We start from the raw sequence: 23,952 nt of genomic DNA on the forward strand, positions 1-23,952 counted from the left end.
GGCAGGAGCGTGTCCGATGATTGATTTTGCACGGCCGCAGGCCGGAAATTACGCCACCGTCGTGATGCTCGTCGCGATCGCGACCGTGCTGCAGGCGCTGGCGATCCGCTTCGGCGGCGTCAACCTGTCGCTCGTCCTGTACTACTCGATGCTGGCCGGCGCCGCGTGGGCGACGTCGTTCCTGTTCGGGATCCTGTCGACCGCGGCGAGCGGGCTGCTGGTCTGGACGCTGTTCCTGTCCGATCCCGGCGCCTATACGGAACCGTTGCCGGCCCGCCTCGTGCGGCTCGGCACCTTCTTGCTGGTCGGGGCGCTGGTGTGCGCGGTGACGGCGATGCTTCGCCACGCGCGCCTCACGAACGAGCTCGCGCGCCAGCGGGAAGCCGACGCGCGGCGGCAGCTCGATGCCGTGCTGCAGGCGCTGCCGCACGGCGTGATCGCGACCGATGCGAAAGGCCAGGTGACTTACCTGAATGAGGCGGCGGCCGAACTGGCCGGTTGCGGCCTGGACGAGGCGGCAGGTCGACCCGTGCGCGACGTGCTGCGCGAGTTCGATCACGACGGCCGGCGCGTGCAGACGACGCCGCTCGACCGTGCGCTCGGCGGCGCGCATGCGTTGTCCGACCGGTACTGGCTGCACGGCGCCGACGACAGCCGGCCAGTGCCGATCGTCGAGGCGGCGTCGCCGATCGCCGATGCGGACGGCAACATCGACGGCGCGGTGCTGCTGTTGCGCGATGGCGGCATGGCGCGCGTGCTCACCGACAAGTCGCGGTTGCAGCTCGCGGTCGTCGAGGCATCGCCGGACGCGATCATCGGGGTCGACAGCCACGGCCGGATCGTGAGCTGGAACCCGGCCGCGCAGCGGATCTTCGGGTACGGCGAGGACGACGCGTGCGGGCGGCCGCTCGAAACGCTGGTCGCGATGCGCTGGCTGGCGCGCAACCCGCTGGCCGAGACGTTCGACGCGTTGCGCGAACCGGTCGGCCCGCTCGAGCTGCTGTGCGTGCGCCGCGACGGCCGGCGCTTTCGCGCGACGGTATCCGCATGCCCGGTGAAAGGCGACGCGCGCCGCTGCGTCGCGCTGTCGCTGACGCTGCGCGAGACCGGCACACAGCGCCGCCGCGACCTGCGCGCGCACCGTTCGCTGCAAGGCGCGCGCGACGCGCGCGACCAGGCCGACACGTCGAACCGTCTGAAGGACGAACTGCTCGCGACCGTATCGCACGAACTGCGCACGCCACTGAACGTGATCTACGGCTGGGTCGAGGTGCTGCGCAATTCGCGCGACGACGCATTGCAGCAGCAGGCGATCGACGCGATCGACCGCAGCGCGCGTTCGCTCACGCGCATGGTCGGCGACATCCTCGACGCATCGTCGCTCGCGACCGGCAAGCTGCGGATCGAGGCGATGCCGGTGGACGTGGTGCGGCTGTTCGCCGATGCGACGAACGCACTCCAGACGGCCGCGTCGTCGGCCGGCATCGCGCTCGGATTCGACTGCGCCGCGCCGGCATGCGTGGTGTCGGGCGACGCGGAGCGCTTGCGGCAAATGCTGTCGAATCTCGTGTCGAACGCGCTGAAGTTCACGCCGGCGGGCGGTACGGTGACGGTCACGCTGTCGCGCGACGCCGCGCACGCGACGCTGACCGTCTCCGACGATGGGCAAGGCATCGCGCCGGAGTTCATCCCGTACGTGTTCGACATGTTCCGCCGCGCGGACGATTCGCCCGCGTCGTCGCGGCGCGGGCTCGGTCTTGGTCTTTCGATCGTGAGGCATATCGCCGAACTGCACGGCGGCACGGTCCGCGTCGAAAGCGCGGGCCGCGATCGCGGCGCCACGTTCACCGTGACGTTGCCGGCAGGCTGGCAGCCGGTGGGGGCAATGGCGTGGGGCATCGCGCAGCACGACGGGTTGCTCGATCCGCTGATGCTCGACTCGCAGCGCATCCTGATCGTCGACGACGACGCCACCACACGCGCGAGCCTGACCGCCGCACTGGGCACGCTCGGCGCGACCGTCGCCATCGCGTCGTCGGGCCGCGACGCGCTTGCGATCGTCGCGGACGTGAAGCCGACCGTCGTGCTGTCCGATCTCGCGATGTCCGACGGTGACGGCTTCTGGCTGCTCGACGCGTTGCGCAGCGGCGCCGCGAACGGCGGCACCCCGCCCGATATGCGAGTGCTCGCCGTGACCGCACACGCCGGCCTCGCCGACGAGCGCCGCGCGCTCGAAGCGGGTTTCGACGGCTATCTGTGCAAGCCGGTCGACGTTCGCGAGCTGGCGCACAAGATCGCGAGCATGACGACGCGCGACCGCTGACGTGCGACGGGTACGGGCCGTCGCGCGTCACGCCGTCCTGCTCAGGTCGCCGCCGGCCGGTTTCGTGTGCTGATCTGCGCGAGCATGTGCGATGCGATCTGCGTGCTGCGCACGAGGTCGCCCGGCGTGTGATGCACGACCTGCCGATGGATGAAATCCCGCGCGGTATGCGCGAGCCCACTCGCGAGCGGTGTCGTCGCGCGCCAGCCGAGGCGCCGGTGCGCGGCGTCGAGATCGGGCCGCCGCTGGCGCGGATCGTCGGACGGCAGCGGACAGAATTCGATCGCGACCGTCGTGTCGACGATCCTCACGACCTCGCACGCGATGTCGATCATCGCGATCTCGTCGTCGCTGCCGAGGTTCACGGGCTCGCATGCGTCGCCCGGTTCGTCCATCAACCGGACCAGCGCATCGACCATGTCGTCGACATTGCAGAACGAGCGCGTCTGCTTGCCGTCGCCGTAGACGGTCAGCGGCTTGCCGGCCAGCGCCTGCGTGATGAAGTTGGAGACGACGCGCCCGTCGGCCGGATGCATGCGCGGGCCATATGTGTTGAAGATCCGCGCGATCCGGACATCGACACCGTACTGGCGGTGATAATCCATGAACAGCGTTTCCACGCAGCGCTTGCGTTCGTCGTAGCACGCGCCGCGCCTGTTCGATCACGTCGCGGCCACGCTGTTCTCGCGCGGCCAGCGCACGGTGCGCCGCGCGCGCGTCGACGTGCGCACGACGGTGGATGGCAAGCGGGGGGAAGATCCGGGCGAGTCGGAACATCGGCGGTGTGCACATCGGCGGCTCCCAGATCGATGCTGTGCAGTTCGTGCAGCAACCGGCATGCTGCATGCAGTCGACATGCGGCGTAGTTCGCGTCGGGACAGCATCCGGCGACAGGCGAGAGCCGCCGCGAGCGATCGAGTGTGGCCGATCTGGGGCCGTACACGGCGCTTGTAAAACGGTATCGGGCGTCGTCCTGCCGCGCGCATTCGCCCGCCGCACGCGGCATGCCGGCGCGCCCGGAGCGTCGCGGTTGGGCATGTCCCGGCTGGGTGTGCTTCTCCGAATCGTGCACAATACGCGGCATTCGAGATGCGGAGACCAGACCCGTGGGAATCAACTTCGATTTGACCGACTTGCAGGCGTTTCGCGCGGTGGTGGAGCTGGGAAGCTTCCGCAAGGCCGCCGAGGCGATCAGCATTTCGCAGCCCGCGTTGAGTCGCCGGATCGACAAACTGGAGGAAGCGCTCGGCGTGCGTCTGTTCGAGCGCACGACGCGCAGCGTCACGCTGACGACGGTCGGCCGCGTGTTCGCGCCGAGCGCCGAGCAACTGCTGGACGATCTCGACGCGGCGCTGCTCGGCATCCGCGACGTTTCGTCGAGCCGCCTCGGTCACGTGACGATCGCGTGCGTGCCGTCGGTGGCCTACTATTTCCTGCCGAACGTGATCGCGAGCTATCATCGCCGCTTTCCGCGCATCAGGGTCAAGCTGCTGGATGCGAGCGCGAACGAGGTGCTGAGCGCCGTCATCAGCGGAGAGGCCGATTTCGGCGTGAGCTTCATGGGCAGCCAGGAGTCCGAGGTCGAGTTCAAGCTGCTGCTGCAGGAGCGATTCGTTGCCGCGTGCCGGCGCGATCATCCGCTCGCGCGCAAGAAGCGCGTGACCTGGAACGAACTTTACGAATACGAGTACGTGTCCGTGGACAAGACGTCCGGCAACCGTCTGTTGCTCGACCAGGCACTGACGAGCGTCGCGCCGCGCGCGCCGAGCGTGTGCGAGACGCGCCACGTGACGACCATGCTCGGGCTGGTCGAAGCGGGGCTCGGCGTCGCCGCGGTGCCGTCGATGGCGATGCCCGGACACGACCATCCGCTGCTCACGAGCGTGCCCCTCGTCGAACCTTCGGTCAAGCGCCGGGTGGGCATCGTGAAACGGCGCGGACGCCCGCTGACGCCCGCCGCGGAGGAGTTTCACCGGGCGGTCATCGACGCCAGGCGCGGCGGTGCGACGCGCAGCGATGCATCGAAGTAATGCACGTGACGAATACGACCGGAACATCGAGGAAGACCGCAGCATGAGGCTGGCAAGACCGCTTCGTTCGCTTTACGTGCAGGTTCTGCTGGCGATGGCGCTCGGCGTGAGCGTCGGCCACTTCTGGCCGTCGGCCGGCGCGGCGCTCAAACCGCTCAGCGATGCATTCGTCGCTCTCGTGCGGATGATGATCGCGCCGATCGTGTTCTGCACGATCGTCTCCGGCATCACGTCGCTCGCGAACGGGCAGGCCATCGGACGCACGATCGTCCGCGCGCTGGTGCTGTTCTATCTGCTGACCGCCGCCGCGCTCGCATTCGGGCTCGTCACCGCGTTCGTGCTGCGCCCCGGCGCCGGCATGCACGTCGACGTGCGCCATCTCGACGCGAGCGTCCTGGCGCAATACGCGCAGCATGCGCAACCGCGCGGCCTCGTCGAGTTCGCGCTGAGCGTGATCCCGGATACGATGCTCGGCGCGTTCCAGCAGGGCGAGGTGCTGCCCGTGCTGCTGCTGTCGCTGCTGTTCGGTTTTTCGCTGAACGCGTATCCGCAGGCCGGGCGGCCCGTGCTGGCGCTGATCGACGGCGTCGCGCAGATCGTGTTTCTCGTGCTCGCGATGATCATGCGGCTCGCCCCGCTCGGCGCATTCGGCGCGATGGCCTTCACGGTGGGGCGCTTCGGCATCGGCTCGGTCGGCTCGCTCGCGTGGCTGATGGCGTCGTTCTACGTGGCCTGCGCGTTGTTCGTCGCGCTGGTGCTCGCGCCGCTCGCGCGGCTGCACGGTTTCGCGTTGTGGCGGCTGTTGCGCTACATCCGCGAGGAGTTGCTGATCGTCCTCGCGACTTCGTCGACGGAGCCGGTATTGCCGCGGCTGATCGTCAAGCTGGAGTCGCTCGGTTGCGACAAGGGCGTCGTGGGGCTCGTGCTGCCGGCCGGTTACTCGTTCAACCTGGACGGCACCGCGATCTATCTGACGCTCGCCGCGTTGTTCATCGCCCAGGCGTGCGATGTGCCGCTTTCCGCGCCGCAGATCGCCGCGATGCTGGCCGTCATGCTGCTGACGTCGAAGGGCGCGGCCGGCGTGTCCGGCAGCGGGCTCGTCGCGCTCGTCGCGACGCTCGCCGTGATGCCCGACCTGCCGGTTGCCGGCGTCGCGCTTCTGGTCGGCATCGATCGCTTCATGTCCGAGGCGCGGGCGCTGACGAGCGTGATCAGCAACGCGTGCGCGGTGATCTTCGTTTCGATGCGGGAAGGGGCGTGCGATCGCGCGCGTCTCGCGCGGATGCTGAACGGGACCGGGCCGGCTGGCCCGAATGGCGCCGATGGCGCCGATGGTGCGGAGGCCGGCGCCGGGCCCGACGGGAAGGCGGTCTGACGCGCACCTTCCCGTCGGTCGTGCTCAGTGTGCGGAGACGGAATCCAGCCCGGTCGATTTCACTTCGGCCTGCACGTCCGGCGACGCGAGATAGTCGAGAAGTGCCTTCGCTTCCTGCGGGTGCTGCGCGCCGACCGGGATGCCGGCCGCGAAGCGCGTAACCGACTGCAGCGATTCGGGAATCTTCCCGACGAAGGTCGCGCCCTTCACGGGCAGCAGTTCGCTCACCTGCTGAAAGCCGATCTCGTAGTCGCCGTTCGCGACCACGGATGCGACCGGGATCCGCGGGATCATGGCCGCTTTCGATTTCACCTGGTCCTCGATGCCGAGCTTTTTGAACAACTCGCGCTCGATGTAGACACCGCTCGCGCTGTCGGAGTAGGCGATCGACTTCGCATGCAGCAGAACCTGCTTGAGGCCTTCGGCCGTGCTGATGTCGGGTTTCGCCGCGCCGTCGCGCACGACCATGCCGATGCGCGAATCGGCCAGCTCGACGCGCGATCCGGCTTTGACCTTGCCTTGCTTGATCAGATCGTCGAGCGCATAGCCGACCATGATCACGACGTCCGCCGGCTCGCCGCGCGCGAGCCGGTTCGGAATCGCTTCAGGCGACTTGCCCATCGACGGGCCGAGTGCGGTTTCGAGCGTGTTGCCCGAGCGGGACGCGAACTGCGGGCCGAGCAGCTTATAGGCGGCGGTGAAGCCGCCCGAGCTCATCACGTGCAGGTCGGCGGCCTGCACGTTCGCGGCGACCGCCGAGGTGGCGACGAGCGCGGTCGCGCAGAGTTTCAGGAGCAGGTTCTTCATGGTCGTGGTCTTGGACATGTGGAGTCGGGACGGGTCGTTCTGCGTGAGGCTTCAGTGCGCCGGCGTCAGCGTGGCCGTCTGCCGGCGATACAGGGCAAACGTCGCGAGCAGCGCGCACACCGCGGCGAGGCTCATCCAGTAACCGGGCGCGGCCTTGTCGCCGGTCATGTGAATGAGCGCCGTCGAGATGGCCGGCGTAAAGCCGCCGAACACGGCCGTGGCGAGGCTGTACGCGAGCGAGAAACCCGCCACGCGCACCTCGACGGGCATCACTTCGGTCAGGGCGACGACCATCGCACCGTTGTAGATCCCGTACATGAACGACAGCCAAAGCAGCACGAGCAGCATGTTGACGAACGACGGCGCATGCGCGAGCAGGGACAGCGCCGGGTAGGCGGTGGCGATCGCGAGCAGCGTCATGCCGACGAGCAGCGGCCGGCGGCCGATGCGATCGGACAGGGCGCCGCCGATCGGCAGCCACACGAAGTTCGACACGCCGACGCACAGCGTGACGAGCAGGCTGTCGGCCGTGCTCAGGTGCAGGACCGTCTTGCCGAAGGTCGGCGCGTAGACCGTGATGAGGTAGAAGCTCGTGGTGGTCATCGCGACCAGCATCATGCCGGCGATCACGACGCCCCAGTTCCGCGCCAGCGTCCCGAACACTTCCTTCATGCCCGGACGATGCTTGCGGGCCTTGAACGCCTGCGTTTCCTCGAGATTGCGGCGCAGCATGAAGATGAACGGCACGATCATGCAGCCGACGAAGAACGGCACGCGCCAGCCCCACGAGGCGATGGCCGACGTGCTCAGCCATTGATTGAGCGCGAAGCCGAGGCCGGCCGCGACGACGATCGCGACCTGCTGGCTGGCGGACTGCCAGCTCGTGTAGAAGCCCTTGCGGCCGGGCGTGGCCATCTCGGCGAGATAGACCGACACGCCGCCGAGTTCTGCACCCGCCGAAAAGCCCTGCAGCAGGCGCCCGACCAGCACGAGCACGGGCGCGAGCAGGCCGATCGTCGCGTAGCCCGGCACGAACGCGATCAGGATCGTGCCGCTCGCCATGATCGCCAGCGTGACGATCAGGCCCTTGCGGCGGCCCACGTCGTCGATGTACGCACCCAGCACGATCGCGCCCAGCGGCCGCATCAGGAAGCCGGCGCCGAAGACGGCGAAGGTCATCATCAGCGACGCAAACTCGCTTGCGGCGGGAAAGAATACGGCGGAAATCTGGGTTGCGTAGAAGCCGAACAGGAAGAAGTCGAACTGCTCGAGGAAGTTGCCGGCCGTCACGCGGAATACCGCGGCGGCCTTCGACCGTGCGGTCGGAAGGCTGGGCGAGGGGTGCATCAGAGTGTCTCCAGGAAATCGGGAAGAATGCGCCGGGGGAGCGGTCGATTGTCGTTTCGGCAATATTCGCCCGGAGACGGACAAACGATAAGTGCGATTTTTGGAAGGATTGATGTCGTATGGTTATCAATCAGGCGGCGCGGCGCGCCGGACGCATGCACGGACGGCGGCCGGCGACGCCGGCCTCAGTGGATTGGGCCGGCTCCGGGATCCGTCGAAAAGCCAAAAAAAGCCCCGCATTCGCGGGGCCTGTCGCCTGAACCACCGGCAAATCACGAACGGTCAGTGCCGCCCGCGCGTGCGAGGATCGTTCAGTTCCTCGGTCGGATCGGTGAGCCCGAGCTCGTCGCCCGCGCTCCAGTACGGCGCGCTGCCGTAGAACTCGTGCAGCGGCTCGGCCCATTGCGGGTCGGCCATTGCCGGCCAGTGATCCTTGTCGAAGCCCGGCGCGTTGCGGATCCGCTCCGACGACACCGACAGCAAGAAACATTTGCGTTCGGTATCGAGCGTGAGCGCGCTCCACGGGATCGCGAGCAGCTTGTCGCCGATGCCGAGCACGCCGCCGCTCGACAGCACGGCGTACGCGACGCGGCCCGAGCGCACGTCGAGCATGATGTCCTTGATCTTGCCGACGTCGTCGCCGTCGGTCGTGTAGACCTTGTCGCCTTCCAGCGTGTCGGCCGCCATCACGTCGGGACCCGGGCCGGCCGCCGTCGCGGCGCCCTTGCCGATGATGCGCGTCTGTCCTCGATCGGAAGTCTGCATGGTTGTCCTCCTGGTTGCGTGGAGCGCGACCGTGCCCGGGATGGGCCCTGCGGGTCGCGCGGGGTTGTCGGGCGGGGCGAGGATCGCCCCGTCACGTACGCTTCGGTTGCGACACGCCTTCGAGCGTGTTCGCGACGTCGTCGCGCGCGGGGCCGGCCGTGCGTGTCGCGATGTCCGCGAGCGACAGCATGCCGACGAGGCGCTTGTCGTGATCGACGACGGGCAGGCGGCGCAGTTGCGCGTCGGCCATGTAGTGCTGGATCTCGTCCAGCGAATCGTCCTCGAAACACCATTCGATCGGGCCCGACGCAACTTCGTGGATCCGCGTCTCCGGCGGCTTGCCGGCCGAGATCGCGCGCACCGCGAGGTCGCGGTCCGTGACCATGCCGATCAGCCGGTTGTTGTCGCACACGGGCAGCGCGCCGATGTCGTAGCGCTCCATCAGTTGCGCCGCATGACGGATCGAGTCGGTCGGCGCGATGCGCACGACGTCCTGCGACATGATTTCGTTGACGCGATGCATGAAGTCCTCCTTGCAGGTTTGAGTCCGGGCCGTACGAGTCAGCAAGCGGCGTGCCGTTCGGCACGCGTGTTCGTCGAATCGCCGACGGTCATTCGTCGCGGCGCTTGGCCGGGTTCTGCCACGGGCCGTCGTCGTGCGTGCCCGGCGGCGTGTCGGGCTCGATGCGCGTGACGCCGCCGGTCGCCGGCGGATCGCTCGCGGGGAACGTGTCCTCCAGCTGCTTGTCGATATGCCGCTCGGAGTGGCGCGTTTTCGTGTGGTCCTGGTCCTTCAGCGGCGGCGACGGATCGGGATGCGGTTCGTGCGTCGGCGCGTCGCGGCCGGAACGGGTCGAATCCTTCATGGCATGCCTCCGTGTCGGTGACGTTGAGGCGCTCATCGCGCAACGGCCGTGCCCGCTGCATGGCGGCGGCACGCGACTTGCCATGTCGGTAGCAACGACGACAACACGCGGCGCCACGCGCCGCATGCACACGCACATCGAACGGGAGGGCACGATGAAGATTCCGAAACGGCGGCCGGGAGTGCGCTATGAAGTCAACGTCTGCGGCGGAGGGTTCGAGTCGGTGAAGAGTCACTTCATCACATGGAAACAGGAGCCGCTGATTTACCGGCCCGATCGCCGCATGTTCGAAGGCAAGGCCGACGTGCGGCCGCTCGACGAGACCTTCGGCTCGACCGAGCCGGCGCGCTTCGCGCTGCAGCGCGCGTGCGAGCCGGCCGATTCGTATGCGCTCGCCGCGCGGGTGCGCGACGACGACCACGAGTTGTGGCTCGTGATGGCCGCGTACGACGGGTAACGCGATGGCCTTGAAAGAATTGCAGCGCGCGGTGTAGCGAATGCACGTCGCGCCGCGTGGCGGGTTGCATGTCAGCTTGCGGGGCGGCGCGTCGACAAGCGAAATGCGGCACGAATGACCGGCACGCGGCTTGCGGCCACCGAGTGCGTAGCGCATCGAGCGGCGAACGTGCCGCAATCCGATGCCGTCACGACAGCACAACGAACGCATGCCCATGAACCGAGATGTCGTCCGAAATCCCGCTCAGTCGCTGCATCGGCCCGAGCCGGTGATTCCCGACGTCGAGCCCGACCCCGAACCGCCCCCGCCGGACGACCTGCCGCCCGGCACGCCCGAGCCGTATCACGATCCGGAAGGCGATCCGCCGGAGCAGCCGCCACCGGAACGCGAGCCGCCGACGCGTGAGCCGCCGATCCACGTGCCGCCGACGGGCGTGCCGCCGGTGGCGTTCATCCGATTCAAGGAGGGGCCACGATGAGCATTCGCGTGAAACCCGGCATGCTGCGCGACGTGGCCGAGACGCTCGGCCGCCATTTCGAGGCGCGCGCGATGCCGTTCCATGTCGAGGAGCAGCCGGCCGGCGCATTGCATTTCGGCTTTCGTGTCGATGGCCATCCGGCGTCGTTGACCGTCACCTTCGACGCCGACGCATTCACGGCGCTCGAGCAGGCCGGTACCGAGCGGCAACGCGGTGCGCTGGCCCGTGTCGCCGCCGAATTCGACATGATGATGGCGCGCCGCGCGCCCACCGCATATGCCGGCGATTTCCATTTCAACCGGCTCTGAGCCGTGTCGCCACGGCCGGCCCCTGCCGCCGACTCAACGGAGGATTCCGATGAAACCGATCCAGACGATGCGTATCGGCGCCTGTGCGTTCGCCGCCGCGTGTGCGCTGGGCGCGTGCACGCAACCGCAGGGTCCCTACGGCGCGCACGGCGCGCCGCCGGCGCCGCCGGACGGCCATGGTGCGTCGCCGACCACGACGATGCCGGACGCGAATACGCGCTACGACACGCGTCCGTCGCCGTACAACACGCTGCCGGCGGGCGCGGCGGGCGGTGAACCGGCCGACGTGCCGCCGCCGGGGCCGAACGGTGTGCAGGGCGACCGGACGATGCCGGGCACGCCGCCGCCGATGCAGTACTGACGCGCGGAACGGCGCGCGGCGGCCGCACGCGGATAAGCCGGCGCGCTGCCGGTGCGTCCGCCCGGCGCGAATTCCGTGCCCCTAACTTGCCGGCGCTTGTAAAAAAGTCGGCACCCGGAGCCGCCGCGGGCGGGGTGCGAACCCGCGAGAGCCGCGCCGGACGGTGCTTCGCCGCCTTGGCATGGAAGCTGCGTGAATGCGTGTGAACGCAATTCCGCACACCGTCAGGAGGGCATCGATGTCCGTCACGCTTGCGCTCCAGATGCGACAGCATCTGGCACTCACGCCGAGGCTTCAGCAGTCGCTTCGCCTGCTGCAGTTGTCTTCGCTCGAATTCCAGCAGGAATTGCGGCAGGCGCTCGACTCGAATCCGTTTCTCGAAGATGGCCAGGGCGACGACGAAGCCGCCGCCGACGCGCCCGAACCCACCGCGGAAGCCGCGCCGCCCAAGCCGCCGCCCGAGCGCGAGGACGTGCGTCCGCCTGACGGCGAGGTGTCGTATACGGCCGCTCCGGCGCCGCGCGGCACGAGCCGCCAGGCCGACGACGCGAGCGACCTGTCGCCCGGCGAGTGGATGGCGGCCGAGCCGTCGCTGCACCAGCAATTGCACGATGCACTGCGCCTTTATCCGCTGAACAAGCGCGACCGCGAGGCCGCGCGCATCGTGATCGATGCGCTCGACGAGGACGGCTACCTGCGTCAGGAACTGGCCGAGCTGCTGGTCGCGGCCGATCCGGCGTTGCTGCTGTCGGAACAGGATCTCGCGGTCGCGCTGCGGCTCGTGCAGATGCTGGACCGCCCCGGCATCGCCGCGCGTTCGGTGTCCGAATGCCTGGTGCTGCAACTCGATGCGATTCCGGCCGGCACGCCGGCGCTCGCGGAGGCGAAGGCGATCGCGCGCGAGCACCTCGAACGGCTCGCGCGGCGCGAGACGGCGGAAATCCAGCGACGCCTGGGCTGCAGCCAGCCGACGATGCAGGCCGCGTGCGCGCTGGTGCGCACGCTCGATCCGCGTCCCGGCAATCACTACGGCAGCACGCGCGGCGACTACGTGATACCCGACGTGATCGTGCGCCAGGTGCGCGACGAATGGATCGTGACGATCAACCCGGCCGTGCTGCCGCGCGCGCGATTGCACGAGCGCTACGCGACCTTGTTCGCGCAGTCGAGCGGCGAGCGCGATTCGCCGCTCGGCCAGCAGTTGCAGGAAGCGCGCTGGCTGATTCGCAACGTGCAGAAGCGCTTCGACACGATCCAGCGCGTCGGCGAATGCATCGTCGCGCGGCAGCGCGATTTCTTCCGCTACGGCGAGATCGCGATGAAGCCGCTCGTGCTGCGCGACATCGCCGAGGAACTCGACCTGCACGAATCGACCGTGTCGCGCGCGACGGGCAACAAATACATGGCCACGCCGCACGGCACGTTCGAGTTCAAGCATTTCTTCCCGCGCAAGCTGGAAGCAGCCGGCAAGGGCGTGTGCTCGGCGTCGGCCGCGAAGGTGCTGATCCGCGACATGATCGCGGCCGAGCGCCATACCGATCCGCTGTCGGACGTCGCGCTCGCGCAGAATCTCGCGGGGCGCGGCATCCTTCTTGCGCGTCGCACGGTGACCAAGTATCGCCAGGCGATGAAGATTCCGCCCGCTGAACTGCGCCGGCGCGACGCCGCGTGACGATACCGTCCGAACCGCGCGCGGCCCGCGACCCGCGACCCGCGACCCGCGACCCGCGATCTGCGATCTGCGATCTGCGATCTGCGGTGTCCGCGCGCATCACCGAGAGGAGGGAAACCATGCCAGCCAAGTCCCAGGCCCAGCAGCGCGCCGCGGGAGCCGCCCTGTCGGCCAAGCGCGGTGACACCAAGATGAAGGACCTGAAGCCGCCTGCGAAGTCGATGGCCAAGTCGATGAGCGAGAAGGAACTCGAAAAAATGGCTTCGACGCCGGCCCACGGCAAACCCCGGCACAAGCACGATTCTTGATCGGCGGCGACACGCGTCGACGATCGTCGTTATTCAGGACCGCAGGAGGCATTCATGCTTCGATACGCCATCATCTTCTTCATCATCGCGCTCGTCGCCGCCTTGTTCGGCTTCGGCGGCATCGCGGCCGGCGCGGCCGAGATCGCGAAGATCCTGTTCTACATCTTCGTCGTGATCTTCCTGGTCACGCTGCTGTTGGGAGTCGTGCGCCGATGACGATCGCCCCCGACCATTCGCAGCGCATCGCGGAACTCGAGCATGCTCTCGCGAACGGCTTTCCGTCGCAGTCGACCGTCGTCGTGCATGCGGACGACGCGTCGGGGCGGCTGACGATCCAGGTGTCGTGGGTGCGCGTGCCGTCCGAGGACGATGCACGTCAATGGCGCTGCGCGGTCGACCTGCGTTTCGATCCCGACGTGCTCACGCGCTATGCATCGCTCGGCACGGCCGACCGGTTGCGCGTCCGGACGCATGTGTGCGACATGGCGCGGCGCGCGGTGGACGAACAGAAACCGCGCGTCGAGGACGCCGAGATCGAATGCAGCGTCGCGCTCGACGTGACGCGCGACGAACTGGATCGCGCGCTGCGCGCGCCCTGACGGCGCGGCAGCCGCCCGTCGCGACACCGTAGCGGGCCGCCGCGGCACGCGCCGCGCGGCGCGTCCGTTTCCCGTGACGGCTGCGTGTGCGCCGCGACACGGCCACGCACGCCGCCGTCCATCACCGAACCGATGCGAGGATGCGCGCATGACGAATCTCCCCGATCCGGCAATCGACCGCAATCCAACGGCGCGCAATCGCACCAGCTCGCGGAACGTCGCCCGGCGGAGCGGGTCCGCCGGGCGGGCGTGCAAGCGGCAAGGAGGATAGGCATGGCACCGCGGATGATCTGGAAAGGCGCGATCAGCTTCGGGCTCGTTCACGTGCCCGTGCAGCTGTTTCCCGCGACGCGCACCGTGAAGCCGTCGTTCCGGCTGCTCGACAAGCGCTCGATGGATCCGGTCGGCTACCGGCAGATCAACAAGCGCACCGGCAAGGAAGTCACGCGCGAGGACATCGTGCGCGGCTACGAATACGAGAAGGAACGCTACGTCGTGCTGACCGACGACGAAATCCGCGCGGCGAACCCCGAATCGACGCAGACCGTCGACATCCTGACCTTCGTCGACGAGGACGCGGTGTCGTTCCTCTATCTCGACACGCCATACTACCTCGTGCCGGACCGCAAGGGCGAGAAGGTCTATGCGCTGCTGCGCGATGCATTGAAGGACAGCGGCAAGATCGGCATCGCGCTGGTCGTGATGCGCGACCGACAGCATCTCGGCGCGCTGATTCCGGTCGGGCCGCTGCTCGCGCTCGATACGCTGCGCTGGCAGGAGGAGTTGCGGCCGCTCGACGAACTGTCGGTGCCGGCCGACGACGCGAAGGGCGCGGGCGTGACCGCGCGCGAGCTCGCCATGGCGAAGAAGCTGATCGACGACATGGCCGGCAAGTGGACGCCCGACGAGTATCACGACACGTTCCGCGACGACATCCTCGAGCTGGTCGAGCGCAAGGTGCGCGCGGGCAAGATCGAGGAGATCGAGGAACGGCCGGCGCAGACGAGCCGCGCGGCGACCAACGTGGTCGATTTGACCGAGTTGCTGAAGCGCAGCCTGAAGGGCGGCGGCGGGGCGCGTGCGGCGGATCTGCGCGATGGGGGCGACGACGAGGATGCGAATACGGAGGGGGCGTCTTCGTCGTCGCGCGGCGGCGGCGGGCGCCGCAAGCCGGCTTCAAAAACCGCAGTGAAGGGCGCGGCCACGAAAACCGCGGCGGCGAAACGGCCGGCCGCGAAACGTGCCGCGCACGGCGAGCATGCGGTGAAGAAGGCCACCGCGCGCCGCAAGCACGCCGCATGACGCCGCGCGAAGCGAGGTGATGCGATGCCCGGCAAGCTCGATCCCTATCGCCGCAAACGCCACTTCGGCGCGACGCCGGAACCGGAAGGCGCGCACGGGCGTCGGCGTGCGAAGGCGGATGCGGCACCTGCCCGGCGCGCGCGCGCGGGCACCGGCCATCCGCTGCGCTTCGTAATCCAGGAGCATCATGCGCGGCGATTGCACTACGACTTCCGACTCGAACTCGACGGCACGCTGAAGTCGTGGGCCGTGCCGAAGGGGCCGAGCTTCGATCCGTCGGTGAAGCGTCTCGCCGTGCATGTCGAGGACCATCCGCTCGAATATGCGTCGTTCGAAGGCGAGATTCCGGCCGGGCATTACGGCGCGGGGTCGGTCGTCGTATGGGACGAAGGCACGTGGACGCCCGACGGCGGTCTCGCGCAGGCACGCGACGGCTATCGCGCGGGCAAGCTCACGTTCCGGCTCGACGGCGAAAAACTGCGCGGCGGCTGGGCGCTCGTGCGCAGCGGGCGCCAGCAGGGGCGACAGGAGCAGTGGCTGCTGATCAAGGAGCGCGACGACGACGCGCGCGACGCGGACGAATTCGACGTCGTCGGCGAGCGGCCGGGGAGTGTGCATGATGGCGCGGCGTCTGCGACGCGCGCGGATTCGGCCGACGGATCGAAGCATGCGCGCCGGACGCCGCGCGGCCGCGGCGACAAGGCCGCGAAACGCGATGCACGTGGCGCGCGGCACGACGAACACGACGATCGTGAACGCCCGCCGGCCGATCCGTCCGGGATCGAAGGCGCGGTGCGCGCGCCGTTGCCGGAGCGCGTCGCGCCGCAACTCGCGATGCTGGTCGACGGCCCGCCCGCGCAAGGCGACTGGCGCTACGAACTGAAGTTCGACGGCTACCGGATCCTCGCGCGTATCGCGGGCAAAGGCACACGCCGGCATGTGAAGCTGATGACGCGCGAAGGCCGCGACTGGACCGCGAAGCTGCGCGCGCAACGCGATGCGCTCGCCGCGCTCGACGTCGACGACGCATGGCTCGACGGCGAGGCCGTCGTGCTCGGCTCGCACGGCCTCCCCGATTTCCAGGCGCTGCAGAACGCCCTCGGTGCGGGGCGCTCGGATGCGGTCACGCTGTTCGTATTCGATTTGCCCTTCCTTGACGGTTACGACCTGCGCGACGCGCCGCTCACCGCACGCCGCGGGCTGCTCGAACCGCTGCTGGCCGACAGCGACCCCGCGCGACTGCGCTTTTCGCCCGATCTCGGCGACGACGTCGCGTCGCTGATCGCGAGCGCATGCGATACGGGCCTGGAAGGGCTGATCGGCAAGCGCGCGGACTCGCGCTACCGGGCCGGACGTTCGCCTGTGTGGATCAAGCTCAAATGCCGGCGCCGGCAGGAGTTCGTGATCGGCGGCTATACCGAGCCGTCGGGCAGCCGCCACGGCTTCGGCGCACTGCTGCTCGGCGTGCACGAACCGGCGCCGGCCGGCAAGCGGCGGCGCGGGCCGACACCGCTGCGCTATGTCGGCCGGGTCGGCACAGGCTTCGACGCGCGCATGCTCGACCGGCTTGCCGCGATCGTGCGCAAGCACGAGCGCGACACGCCGCCGTTCGATCCGCCGCCGCGCGAACGCACGCGCACGCGCGTGCACTGGATCGAACCGACGCTCGTCGCCGAATGCGAATTCGCGGAGTGGACCGGCGACGGCATCGTGCGGCAGGCCGCGTTCATCGCGCTGCGCGAAGACAAGCCGGCCACGCAGATCGTCCGCGAAGTGCCGAAACAGACGGAAAATGCGGAAACGGAGATGACGATGGATCGACAGCGAACCACGCACGACGACAAACATCCCCGCAAGCACGCGTCGCACGCGGCTCATGAAGCGAATGGCCGCGAACACCACGCGCGTTCACGGTCATCCACCCGCACGGCCGGCAACGATGCAGGCCCGGATCAGCTCGGCCGCGTGCGCATCACCCATCCCGACCGTGTGCTCGACCCGCAAAGCGGCACGCGCAAGATCGATCTCGCGCGCTACTGGCAATGGGTCGCGCCGTGGCTGCTGCCGGACCTGAAGGGGCGACCCGTGTCGCTCGTGCGCGCGCCCGGCGACATCGCCGGCGAGCTGTTCTTCCAGAAGCACGCGGAACGCCGCGAGATTCCGTTCGTCACGCAACATGCCGGGCTCGATCCGGGGCACGGTCCGCTGCTGTCGCTCGATAGCGTCGACGCGCTGCTCGGCGCCGCGCAGATGGGCACGATCGAACTGCATACGTGGAACGCGCACGCGTCGAACATCGAGCGGCCCGACCGGATCGTGTTCGACCTCGATCCGGATCCCGCGCTGCCGTGGAGCGCGATGATCGAGGCCGCGCAACTGGTGCGCGGGCTGCTCGACGAACTGGGGCTCGCGTCGTTCTGCAAGACCAGCGGCGGCAAGGGGCTGCATGTGGTCGTGCCGATCACGCGGCACCTCGGATGGGACGACGTGAAGGACTTCTCGCGCGCCGTCGCGCAACACGTCGCGAGCGCGCTGCCCGACCGTTTCACCGCGACGATGGGCCCGCGTCATCGTCGCGGCAAGATCTTCATCGATTACCTGCGCAACGGCCGCGGCGCGAGCACGATCGCGGCGTACTCGGCGCGTGCGCGGCCCGGGATGGGCGTGTCGGTGCCGCTGCGCTGGGACGAGGTGCCCGACACGACGGGCGGCGCGCAATGGACGATCGACACGCTGCACGAACGGCTCGACCGGCTCGCGCGCGATCCGTGGGAAGGCTACGACGAGACGCGGCAGCGCATCTCCGCGCAGATGCGCGCGCGGCTCGATGGGTCGTGACGTCGCCGGCGCGGTCAGCGCCGGCGCTGCTGCAGGCGGTAATACCAGTCCATCAGCGGCGTCGCGGAGATGCCGTGCGCGATCACCGACGCCGACACGACGACCAGCACCGGCGCCGCGAGCGGGCGCACCGCGCTGGACGGCCCGTGTTCGAGCGCGAACAGCAGGTAATAGAACGAGCCGATTCCGCGTATCCCGAACCACGCCATCAGCCGCCGCTGCGCGTGCGTCGCGTGCGAGCCGGTCAGCGACAGCAGCACGGCGAAGGGCCGCACGGCCACGAACAGCACGAGGGCAAGACCGATTGCGCCCCACGTCACGAGCGGCGCCGACAGCGTCGCGAGCACGCTGCCGATCATCGTCATGATGAGTGCCTCGGCGATCCGTTCGAGCTCGATCGTGAAGTCCAGCACCGATTCGGTCATGAACGCGTGCACCTTCTCCGGATGCTTCTCGGTCGCGACCACGTCTTCCGAATCGATCCGGCCGATCACTTCGCGCGGGCGCCGGTCGCCGCTCGCGCGATGCTCGACGCGGCGCATCGCGACGCCCGCGGCGAACGTCGCGATGAAGCCGAAGGTATTCGCGAGCTGCGCGGCGCCGAACGACAGCACGATCAGCGCGAGCGCGAAGAAGCCTTCGAAGCCGAGCGCCTGCGCGTGGCGGGTGCGCAGCCAGCCGATCGCCTTGGTGGCGGCCGCGCCGAGCACGCCGCCGATCGCGGCCGCGCCCGCGATGCCCCACAGCGCGGCCAGCGCGAACGCGCCCGTCAGCGCCGACCGCGCGTGCGGCGTGTCGGACGCGCCGCACAGCGCGAGGCCCGCGAGCGCGAACGGCAGCGCGATGCCGTCGTTCAGCCCGCCTTCGCCGGACAGCGCGAAGCGCACCAGGTCGCGGTCGCCGGGATCGTGCACCTGCACGTCGTGCGCGAGCACCGGGTCGGTCGGTGCGAGGATCGCCGCGAGCAGCAGCGCGGGGCCCCAGCCGAGCCCGAGCGTCAGCACCGCGCAGCCGGCGAGCAGCGGCACGGTGACGATCATCGCGAGCAGGCCGAGCCGGCACGGCACGAGCCACAACGTGTCGGACAGCGGCACGCGCAGCCGCAGCCCGATCGCGAACAGCGACACCAGCAGCGCGACTTCGACGATCTCGCGCAACAGCGACGCGTCGCGTTCGATGTCGAGATGCAGGAGCCCGGCGCCGGACGGGCCGAGCGCGACGCCGAGCGCGAGATAGATCATCGCGCTGCTGCAGGGCAGGTGACGCAGCGCCGATGTCGCGACGCCCATGCCCATCAGCACCGCGCCGACGATCAGATACCACAGCGTTTCATGCATGCGTGCAGGCCGGGCAGGTCGATACGGAGCGGGTGGGGGACGTCAGGGCTTGCGGCCGAACGCCTCGCGCAGTTTCCGCTTCGCGCGTTCGAGCGTCGCGCGGCGTGTTTTCGGCAGGTTGCGGCCCGCGCGGTTCAGATAGAAGTTGAGCATCGACATCGCCGACTGGAACGGCGGCGCCTTGCGGCGGCGGCTGTGTTCGGCCGAGCGCTTGAGCGACGCCGCGATCTCGCCCGGGTCGTCGGACTTGAAGATCGCGGGTTCGATGTCCAGCGCATCGCTCTTTTTCATGACGTCGGCGGACCAGCGCTTGCGATGATGCGGATCGTTGCTGCGCGCGCGGCCGCGGCGGCGCGTCACGCGTTTGCCGTGCGGATGGGAAGCGGAAGCTGAAGCTGAAGGCATGACAGGGCTCCGTACGGGATCGGGATGGGTTGGTCGTGGAACGCGCAAATCGCGTGCCGCGCGTCGCCGACGGCACGTGCCTTGCTGAACCAGGGACGCGGGAAATTCCACGACAGCGATTCCATTGAGGGAGAACGTTCCATGAAGCCAGTATTCGAATCGAAATCTGCCGCGCGCCGGATCCTTGCGTGCGCGGCCGTCGCACTCGTCGCGGCCGCACCGGTCGCATGGGCGCAGAATTCGCAGCGTTCCGACGAGGGCACCGGCGCGCCGATCCTGTCGCCGCCGGACACATCGGCACAAGGCGCCGGCGACAGCATGTCGAACGGCAATACGGCGGCGCCGCCGCCCGCGACCCGCATGCAGGAGCCGCGCGCCATGCGTTCGCACGCGCGCCCGCATGTGCGCACCAAGCCGGGCGGCCCGAGCGGCGCCGGCACCGGCGGCAGCGGCAGCACGGGCGGCTCCAATGGCGGCGGCAGCGCGGGAGCGGGCGCGGGCGGCGGCGCAGGCGGTACGGGCGGCGCGGGTTCCAGCGGCTATTGACGATCACGGTGTCGCGCCGGCGCGACCGGCGCGGCGCGATGGCTGGCGTCGGCCGCGGGGCCGGCACACCGCCACCACGCAGGAGGACATCATGCAATCGAATTCACGGATCTCGCTCGACGACGACGACCTGGACACCGACGCGGTCGAGACCGACGATCTCGATACGACGGTGCATCTCGACGTCGAGACCGGCAGGATCACGTTTCATGCGGCCTGGGCCTTGGCGCCCGATGCACCGCCCGATACCGCGCGGCACGCCGTGGTGCTCGCACTCGACTGCGACACGATGGAGCGCTATGCGGATCTCGACGACGGCGCGCGGATGCGCGTGCACGCAATGCTGCACGATGCCGTGCAGGCCACGCTCGACACGCTGCCCGACGTCACCGAGGACCTGACGCTGACGGTCGAGCTGACCGACGCGATGCTCGATGCGGCGCGTCACTTGCAGTGAGCGTGTCGGGCCGATAGCGACCCGCGCACGGGCGCGGCCTTGCATGACGGCGCCGGGCGGCAGTCGCCGGCAGTCGCCGGCAGTCGCATTACATCCTGTTGAAATCTTTGCAGAGGCCGCGCGGGGCGGCGTGACGCCGGCCCGCACGCGTCACGCCGCGGCGCGCGTGCGCGAGGCCGCCCGGCCATTGCGGGTCGCGCCCCATCGACGCGATCGTACGCGCGGCACGCAAATTGCTGCGCGATGAGAACGGCACGACGGGTGCCGCAACATCAACAGGGAGTGCTCCATGATCGGCAAGCTGGACCATTGCAAGGTGGCGATACTCGCGGTCGACGGCTTCGAGGAAGTAGAACTCGTCGAGCCGCAGCGCGCGCTGGAGGCCGAAGGCGCGCAGGTCGACGTGATTTCGCAGAAGCGCGGCGAGATCCAGGGGCTCAGGCACGTCGACAAGGGCGATCGCGTGAAGGTCGACCGGACGTTCGACGATGCGCGCGAAGGCGACTACGACGCGGTCGTGCTGCCGGGCGGCGTCGTCAACGGCGACGCGATCCGGATGCTGCCGGCCGCGCGCGAATTCGTGACGGCGGCGGGCGGTGCGGGCAAGCCGATCGCCGCGATCTGTCACGGCGGCTGGCTGCTCGTATCGTCCGGGCTGGTGGACGGCCGCACGATGACGAGCTGGCCGAGCCTGCAGGACGATATCCGCAACGCGGGCGGCAAGTGGGTCGACCAGGAGGTCGTGCGGGACGGCAACCTGATCACGAGCCGCAAGCCCGACGATCTGCCCGCATTCAACGGCGCGCTGGTGCAGTGTCTCGCGTCGCGGGGAGGCTGAGCGATGCCGGCCGATTCGGTCCATCACGTGACGCTGACCGACGCGCCGCCCGAGTTCGACGGTGCGGCGCTGCAGATGCGCTTCGTCGTCGAGTTCGACGGGAAGCCGCTCACGTGCGCGATCACGGTTGAAGCGCTCGAGGACCATTTCGGCGCGCGCTCCGCGCTCGAAGCCGACCTGCGCGACGCGTTCGAGCATGGCCGTGCGCGCATCGAGGCCGCGTGCGCGGAAGTGCTCGCGGACGGCGAGGGCGGCGTCGAACTGCACAGCGGCTATTTCCGCGTGCGCGACAAGGCGGCGGGCAAAACGGCTCGGGCCGGGCTGTTTCGTTCGAGGAAGTCGTGATCCGCGCGGCTGCGGAATGCCGGCGCTGGCCGGCCGGCGCACCGTGCGCATGCTCGCTTACACACCATTGAAAACTTTGCAGCGGCCATCACGCGGTTTGCGGTGACACATCGCGCCGCGCGCCAGTCGCGCACGGGGGCGGCCGCGTCCCACAATCTGGCACGCTCCCTGCATGCTTCTGTCGTCGCCGGCGCACGTTTCGCGCCGTGCGTCGCCGCGATGCCGCCGCTGCATCGTGCGAAGCCGTCAACGGGGAAACAAGCATGCTGACCGCCCATGAATTTGCCGCGCTGTTCCTGGTGCATCGCGCACCGGAACAGATCCAGACCGACCGTGAGGACATCGTCGCGCTGGTCGAACGACAGTTGATCGTGATGTGCCCGGACGCATCGGGCACGACTCGCCCGGCTTTGACCGCTGACGGGTTGACCGTCGTCCGGTGCGTGCAGCGGCACGACGGCCGCGACGCCGGCGATCTCGACGCGTGACACGCGATGCGTGACGCCCGCACGCGTGGCCGGCGCGCGGTTCAGCGTGCGATCGCGACCGGCGCGTTGACCTGTACGACCGGTGTATCGCCGTCGAACGGCGGCGCGAACGGGAAGCGGTCGATCACGCCGGTTTCGAACAGCAGGCAGCAGGTCGAGCCGCCGTACTGGAAATAGCCGATCTCGTCGCCCTTGTCGACGCGCTGCCCCGGCACGACTTCGACGATGCAGGACGAGACGTCGCCCATTCCGACGAACACGGCCGCGACGGTTCCGATCCCGGGATCGTCGCAGTCGATCGCGACGATCGCACGCGCGGCGACGGCCGTCATGTAGCCCTGCGAATCGTTGAGGCCGGCCGGGTCCGGGCCTTCCGCCTCGGCGACCGAATAGTAGGTGCCATCGACCCGGTACGCATGCGTGACGGTGCCGCGCACGGGCGCGTGCCAGCGATGATAGTTGTACGCGCTCAGATACGCCTGGTACAGATCGCCGCCGACGAACCGTTCGGCGAGCGGCAGCCGCGCGGGCGTGAAGATGTCGCGCAGCGAGTAGGGCTGGCCCTTGATCCAGAACGTGTCGCGGATCTTCACGTTCGATGCGGTGTGATACGGCGCGACTTCGCACGCGCTGACGATCACGTGCGCATCGTCCGGCGCCGCGACCGGCCGCGCGCCCGCGCGAAAGCGTCGCGTGAAGAAGTCGTTCCACGAGTCGAAGCCCCAGTGCGGCTGGTCCTCGCGATACTGGAACTGCGACAGGCCGAGGCGCTTGCGCGCTTCGTCGCAGAACCAGCCGTCGGGCGGCGACGTGTCGAGATGCGCGCGCGAATGCGGGCCGCCGAGGAAATCGCACCACACGTTCAGAACCTGCTTCAGGTGCGCGTTGACCGCCGCGTCGCGAAACACCGCGTGGCCCGACGGCATGCGCATCGGCCAGTCGAGGAACGCGTTCAGCGGGCACACGATCAGGCTCGTTTCGCTGAATGGCGGCGTGTAGGTCATCAGGTGATCGATCACCGTCATCAGTTCGCCGATCGATGCGTAGCCGAGCGTGCGGCCCGCTTCGCGTGCCTCGTCGATCGCGCGGGTCAGGCTCATGCGCAGCACCGCGTCGTCGTCGAACAGCCGCGCGAGTTCCTGCACGGCCGGCGTGCGCAGCCGTTCGCCTGCACGCGCGCGTGCGTCGTTCGCGATGCCCTCGCGGTATGCGGCCATGTGCGATTCCTCGCGGGCCATCCATTCGCCGAGGCGATGGCGCGTGGCGGGCGACGTGCTGGGATCGGTCGGCATGCTCACCTCCGGCAAGGATTGCGATACGAACGAAGGTAGCAAAGCGCTTGCCCGGTGCGCGGCACCGAAATTGCTGCGCTCGGGCGACGGATGCTTTCACTGACACAGGAGAGGACACATGAGCGCAGCTTCGAATGTGCGACAGACGAACGATGCGGCGTCGACCGACGAGCGCCGCAGCGGCGAACAGCGGACCGTGGCGCCGACCCGCACGCGGGCACGGGTGCGCGCGTCGACGTCACGTAGCGATGCGCGGCGGGTCGAACGCGGCGGCGGGAACGGCCCCGTGGCGCCGAGCCGCGATCGCGAGACCGGCGAGCCGCATTGGGAGGATGATGGCGGCGCGATGCCGCCGGAAGAGTGGTCGTGATGACGTGACGAGGGCCGGAAGCGACACAGCCGCGTCCG

The 23,952-nt window shown here is 69.0% G+C and carries 27 protein-coding genes and 1 pseudogene; 19 read left to right on the forward strand and 9 right to left on the reverse strand.

What is annotated here, in order from left to right; translation table 11 throughout:
* The first annotated feature begins 16 nt into the window (after window positions 1-16).
* Window positions 17-2,323 carry an ATP-binding protein gene (locus HWX22_RS25955; protein WP_175916661.1) on the forward strand — a complete coding sequence of 769 codons (2,307 nt, stop codon included), beginning with the start codon at window positions 17-19 and terminating at the stop codon, window positions 2,321-2,323.
* Window positions 2,324-2,364: 41 nt separating this feature from the next.
* Here HWX22_RS25955 and HWX22_RS25960 read toward each other — a convergent pair.
* A pseudogene (locus HWX22_RS25960) lies at window positions 2,365-2,970 on the reverse strand (NAD-dependent epimerase/dehydratase family protein); the annotation flags it as partial.
* A 459-nt stretch (window positions 2,971-3,429) separates the two neighbouring features.
* Between HWX22_RS25960 and HWX22_RS25965 the strand changes: the two are divergent.
* Together HWX22_RS25965 and dctA are read left to right on the forward strand one after the other, a co-directional pair.
* Window positions 3,430-4,353: a LysR family transcriptional regulator gene (locus tag HWX22_RS25965; RefSeq protein ID WP_059700805.1), complete on the forward strand. Its 924-nt coding sequence runs from the start codon at window positions 3,430-3,432 to the stop codon at window positions 4,351-4,353.
* A 43-nt stretch (window positions 4,354-4,396) separates the two neighbouring features.
* Window positions 4,397-5,728, forward strand: a complete 1,332-nt coding sequence (dctA, locus tag HWX22_RS25970) for a C4-dicarboxylate transporter DctA (RefSeq protein ID WP_175916662.1) — start codon at window positions 4,397-4,399, stop codon at window positions 5,726-5,728.
* A gap of 24 nt (window positions 5,729-5,752) precedes the next feature.
* Here the strand turns inward: dctA and HWX22_RS25975 are convergent, their stop codons facing one another.
* From HWX22_RS25975 to HWX22_RS25995, 5 genes are all read right to left on the reverse strand, one after another.
* Complete coding sequence (locus tag HWX22_RS25975; protein WP_175909055.1) at window positions 5,753-6,535, reverse strand: substrate-binding domain-containing protein; 783 nt, start codon at window positions 6,533-6,535, stop codon at window positions 5,753-5,755.
* A gap of 51 nt (window positions 6,536-6,586) precedes the next feature.
* Window positions 6,587-7,882, reverse strand: a complete 1,296-nt coding sequence (locus HWX22_RS25980; protein ID WP_059537009.1) for an MFS transporter — start codon at window positions 7,880-7,882, stop codon at window positions 6,587-6,589.
* 282 nt (window positions 7,883-8,164) lie between these two features.
* The gene (locus HWX22_RS25985) at window positions 8,165-8,647 is read right to left on the reverse strand and encodes a PRC-barrel domain-containing protein (protein WP_059537005.1); all 483 of its coding nucleotides are present in this window, start codon (window positions 8,645-8,647) and stop codon (window positions 8,165-8,167) included.
* A gap of 91 nt (window positions 8,648-8,738) precedes the next feature.
* A complete protein-coding gene (locus HWX22_RS25990; protein WP_059537001.1) occupies window positions 8,739-9,170 on the reverse strand; it encodes a CBS domain-containing protein in 432 nt (143 codons plus the stop codon).
* An 88-nt stretch (window positions 9,171-9,258) separates the two neighbouring features.
* Window positions 9,259-9,513 (reverse strand): hypothetical protein, encoded by a 255-nt coding sequence (locus HWX22_RS25995; protein WP_175908945.1) that lies wholly within the window; start codon window positions 9,511-9,513, stop codon window positions 9,259-9,261.
* A 154-nt stretch (window positions 9,514-9,667) separates the two neighbouring features.
* On the opposite strand from HWX22_RS25995, the gene HWX22_RS26000 reads away from it, so the two are divergent.
* From HWX22_RS26000 to ligD, 10 genes are all read left to right on the forward strand, one after another.
* Window positions 9,668-9,970: a hypothetical protein gene (locus tag HWX22_RS26000; RefSeq protein ID WP_175908946.1), complete on the forward strand. Its 303-nt coding sequence runs from the start codon at window positions 9,668-9,670 to the stop codon at window positions 9,968-9,970.
* A gap of 208 nt (window positions 9,971-10,178) precedes the next feature.
* Window positions 10,179-10,448 carry a hypothetical protein gene (locus tag HWX22_RS26005; protein WP_175908947.1) on the forward strand — a complete coding sequence of 90 codons (270 nt, stop codon included), beginning with the start codon at window positions 10,179-10,181 and terminating at the stop codon, window positions 10,446-10,448.
* Window positions 10,445-10,756, forward strand: coding sequence for a hypothetical protein (locus tag HWX22_RS26010; RefSeq protein ID WP_059536992.1), 312 nt, complete (start codon window positions 10,445-10,447; stop codon window positions 10,754-10,756). Before HWX22_RS26005 ends, HWX22_RS26010 begins: the two co-directional genes overlap by 4 nt.
* A 49-nt stretch (window positions 10,757-10,805) precedes the next feature.
* A complete protein-coding gene (locus HWX22_RS26015; RefSeq protein WP_059536989.1) occupies window positions 10,806-11,117 on the forward strand; it encodes a hypothetical protein in 312 nt (103 codons plus the stop codon).
* Between the two features lie 238 nt (window positions 11,118-11,355).
* Window positions 11,356-12,789 (forward strand): RNA polymerase factor sigma-54, encoded by a 1,434-nt coding sequence (locus HWX22_RS26020; protein ID WP_175916663.1) that lies wholly within the window; start codon window positions 11,356-11,358, stop codon window positions 12,787-12,789.
* A gap of 119 nt (window positions 12,790-12,908) precedes the next feature.
* On the forward strand, window positions 12,909-13,097 hold the full coding sequence (locus tag HWX22_RS26025) for a DUF3008 family protein (protein WP_059536983.1): 189 nt from the start codon (window positions 12,909-12,911) through the stop codon (window positions 13,095-13,097).
* A 54-nt stretch (window positions 13,098-13,151) separates the two neighbouring features.
* Window positions 13,152-13,313, forward strand: coding sequence for a DUF1328 domain-containing protein (locus HWX22_RS26030; protein ID WP_081052496.1), 162 nt, complete (start codon window positions 13,152-13,154; stop codon window positions 13,311-13,313).
* Window positions 13,310-13,696: a DUF3022 domain-containing protein gene (locus tag HWX22_RS26035; protein ID WP_175916664.1), complete on the forward strand. Its 387-nt coding sequence runs from the start codon at window positions 13,310-13,312 to the stop codon at window positions 13,694-13,696. The genes HWX22_RS26030 and HWX22_RS26035 overlap by 4 nt, the downstream gene beginning before the upstream one ends.
* A gap of 273 nt (window positions 13,697-13,969) precedes the next feature.
* Entirely contained in the window at window positions 13,970-14,998 is a 1,029-nt protein-coding gene (locus tag HWX22_RS26040; RefSeq protein ID WP_175916665.1) for a Ku protein, read from the forward strand.
* A gap of 24 nt (window positions 14,999-15,022) precedes the next feature.
* A complete protein-coding gene (gene ligD, locus HWX22_RS26045; protein ID WP_175916666.1) occupies window positions 15,023-17,836 on the forward strand; it encodes a DNA ligase D in 2,814 nt (937 codons plus the stop codon).
* A gap of 14 nt (window positions 17,837-17,850) precedes the next feature.
* Here ligD and HWX22_RS26050 read toward each other — a convergent pair whose 3' ends face one another.
* Complete coding sequence (locus HWX22_RS26050) at window positions 17,851-19,173, reverse strand: cation:proton antiporter (protein ID WP_175916667.1); 1,323 nt, start codon at window positions 19,171-19,173, stop codon at window positions 17,851-17,853.
* A 42-nt stretch (window positions 19,174-19,215) separates the two neighbouring features.
* Complete coding sequence (locus HWX22_RS26055) at window positions 19,216-19,578, reverse strand: DUF3175 domain-containing protein (RefSeq protein ID WP_175916668.1); 363 nt, start codon at window positions 19,576-19,578, stop codon at window positions 19,216-19,218.
* A 141-nt stretch (window positions 19,579-19,719) separates the two neighbouring features.
* On the opposite strand from HWX22_RS26055, the gene HWX22_RS26060 reads away from it, so the two are divergent.
* From HWX22_RS26060 to HWX22_RS26080, 5 genes are all read left to right on the forward strand, one after another.
* Window positions 19,720-20,124, forward strand: a complete 405-nt coding sequence (locus tag HWX22_RS26060) for a hypothetical protein (protein ID WP_175916669.1) — start codon at window positions 19,720-19,722, stop codon at window positions 20,122-20,124.
* A 91-nt stretch (window positions 20,125-20,215) separates the two neighbouring features.
* A complete protein-coding gene (locus HWX22_RS26065) occupies window positions 20,216-20,581 on the forward strand; it encodes a DUF3022 domain-containing protein (protein WP_175916670.1) in 366 nt (121 codons plus the stop codon).
* Window positions 20,582-20,870: 289 nt separating this feature from the next.
* Entirely contained in the window at window positions 20,871-21,419 is a 549-nt protein-coding gene (locus HWX22_RS26070; protein ID WP_175916671.1) for a type 1 glutamine amidotransferase domain-containing protein, read from the forward strand.
* Between the two features lie 3 nt (window positions 21,420-21,422).
* The gene (locus tag HWX22_RS26075; protein ID WP_175916672.1) at window positions 21,423-21,764 is read left to right on the forward strand and encodes a DUF1488 domain-containing protein; all 342 of its coding nucleotides are present in this window, start codon (window positions 21,423-21,425) and stop codon (window positions 21,762-21,764) included.
* A gap of 263 nt (window positions 21,765-22,027) precedes the next feature.
* Window positions 22,028-22,252, forward strand: coding sequence for a hypothetical protein (locus HWX22_RS26080; RefSeq protein WP_175916673.1), 225 nt, complete (start codon window positions 22,028-22,030; stop codon window positions 22,250-22,252).
* 41 nt (window positions 22,253-22,293) lie between these two features.
* On the opposite strand, the gene HWX22_RS26085 is transcribed toward HWX22_RS26080, so the two are convergent.
* Window positions 22,294-23,544 carry a phosphatidylserine decarboxylase family protein gene (locus tag HWX22_RS26085; RefSeq protein ID WP_175916674.1) on the reverse strand — a complete coding sequence of 417 codons (1,251 nt, stop codon included), beginning with the start codon at window positions 23,542-23,544 and terminating at the stop codon, window positions 22,294-22,296.
* Between the two features lie 118 nt (window positions 23,545-23,662).
* On the opposite strand from HWX22_RS26085, the gene HWX22_RS26090 reads away from it, so the two are divergent.
* A complete protein-coding gene (locus tag HWX22_RS26090) occupies window positions 23,663-23,914 on the forward strand; it encodes a hypothetical protein (protein WP_175916675.1) in 252 nt (83 codons plus the stop codon).
* The last annotated feature ends 38 nt before the right edge of the window (window positions 23,915-23,952 follow it).

This window comes from Burkholderia sp. BCC1638 (assembly GCF_902833195.1).
Lineage (GTDB): Bacteria > Pseudomonadota > Gammaproteobacteria > Burkholderiales > Burkholderiaceae > Burkholderia > Burkholderia diffusa.

What these genes read in the sequence shown, in the direction of transcription:
- HWX22_RS25955 (WP_175916661.1), top strand. Translation starts at nt 17, where the DNA reads ATGATTGATTTTGCACGGCCGCAGGCCGGAAATTACGCCACCGTCGTG.
- dctA (WP_175916662.1), top strand. Translation starts at nt 4,397, where the DNA reads ATGAGGCTGGCAAGACCGCTTCGTTCGCTTTACGTGCAGGTTCTGCTG.
- HWX22_RS25975 (WP_175909055.1), bottom strand. Translation starts at nt 6,535, where the DNA reads ATGAAGAACCTGCTCCTGAAACTCTGCGCGACCGCGCTCGTCGCCACC.
- HWX22_RS25980 (WP_059537009.1), bottom strand. Translation starts at nt 7,882, where the DNA reads ATGCACCCCTCGCCCAGCCTTCCGACCGCACGGTCGAAGGCCGCCGCG.
- HWX22_RS25985 (WP_059537005.1), bottom strand. Translation starts at nt 8,647, where the DNA reads ATGCAGACTTCCGATCGAGGACAGACGCGCATCATCGGCAAGGGCGCC.
- HWX22_RS25990 (WP_059537001.1), bottom strand. Translation starts at nt 9,170, where the DNA reads ATGCATCGCGTCAACGAAATCATGTCGCAGGACGTCGTGCGCATCGCG.
- HWX22_RS25995 (WP_175908945.1), bottom strand. Translation starts at nt 9,513, where the DNA reads ATGAAGGATTCGACCCGTTCCGGCCGCGACGCGCCGACGCACGAACCG.
- HWX22_RS26000 (WP_175908946.1), top strand. Translation starts at nt 9,668, where the DNA reads ATGAAGATTCCGAAACGGCGGCCGGGAGTGCGCTATGAAGTCAACGTC.
- HWX22_RS26005 (WP_175908947.1), top strand. Translation starts at nt 10,179, where the DNA reads ATGCCCATGAACCGAGATGTCGTCCGAAATCCCGCTCAGTCGCTGCAT.
- HWX22_RS26010 (WP_059536992.1), top strand. Translation starts at nt 10,445, where the DNA reads ATGAGCATTCGCGTGAAACCCGGCATGCTGCGCGACGTGGCCGAGACG.
- HWX22_RS26015 (WP_059536989.1), top strand. Translation starts at nt 10,806, where the DNA reads ATGAAACCGATCCAGACGATGCGTATCGGCGCCTGTGCGTTCGCCGCC.
- HWX22_RS26020 (WP_175916663.1), top strand. Translation starts at nt 11,356, where the DNA reads ATGTCCGTCACGCTTGCGCTCCAGATGCGACAGCATCTGGCACTCACG.
- HWX22_RS26025 (WP_059536983.1), top strand. Translation starts at nt 12,909, where the DNA reads ATGCCAGCCAAGTCCCAGGCCCAGCAGCGCGCCGCGGGAGCCGCCCTG.
- HWX22_RS26030 (WP_081052496.1), top strand. Translation starts at nt 13,152, where the DNA reads ATGCTTCGATACGCCATCATCTTCTTCATCATCGCGCTCGTCGCCGCC.
- HWX22_RS26035 (WP_175916664.1), top strand. Translation starts at nt 13,310, where the DNA reads ATGACGATCGCCCCCGACCATTCGCAGCGCATCGCGGAACTCGAGCAT.
- HWX22_RS26040 (WP_175916665.1), top strand. Translation starts at nt 13,970, where the DNA reads ATGGCACCGCGGATGATCTGGAAAGGCGCGATCAGCTTCGGGCTCGTT.
- ligD (WP_175916666.1), top strand. Translation starts at nt 15,023, where the DNA reads ATGCCCGGCAAGCTCGATCCCTATCGCCGCAAACGCCACTTCGGCGCG.
- HWX22_RS26050 (WP_175916667.1), bottom strand. Translation starts at nt 19,173, where the DNA reads ATGCATGAAACGCTGTGGTATCTGATCGTCGGCGCGGTGCTGATGGGC.
- HWX22_RS26055 (WP_175916668.1), bottom strand. Translation starts at nt 19,578, where the DNA reads ATGCCTTCAGCTTCAGCTTCCGCTTCCCATCCGCACGGCAAACGCGTG.
- HWX22_RS26060 (WP_175916669.1), top strand. Translation starts at nt 19,720, where the DNA reads ATGAAGCCAGTATTCGAATCGAAATCTGCCGCGCGCCGGATCCTTGCG.
- HWX22_RS26065 (WP_175916670.1), top strand. Translation starts at nt 20,216, where the DNA reads ATGCAATCGAATTCACGGATCTCGCTCGACGACGACGACCTGGACACC.
- HWX22_RS26070 (WP_175916671.1), top strand. Translation starts at nt 20,871, where the DNA reads ATGATCGGCAAGCTGGACCATTGCAAGGTGGCGATACTCGCGGTCGAC.
- HWX22_RS26075 (WP_175916672.1), top strand. Translation starts at nt 21,423, where the DNA reads ATGCCGGCCGATTCGGTCCATCACGTGACGCTGACCGACGCGCCGCCC.
- HWX22_RS26080 (WP_175916673.1), top strand. Translation starts at nt 22,028, where the DNA reads ATGCTGACCGCCCATGAATTTGCCGCGCTGTTCCTGGTGCATCGCGCA.
- HWX22_RS26085 (WP_175916674.1), bottom strand. Translation starts at nt 23,544, where the DNA reads ATGCCGACCGATCCCAGCACGTCGCCCGCCACGCGCCATCGCCTCGGC.
- HWX22_RS26090 (WP_175916675.1), top strand. Translation starts at nt 23,663, where the DNA reads ATGAGCGCAGCTTCGAATGTGCGACAGACGAACGATGCGGCGTCGACC.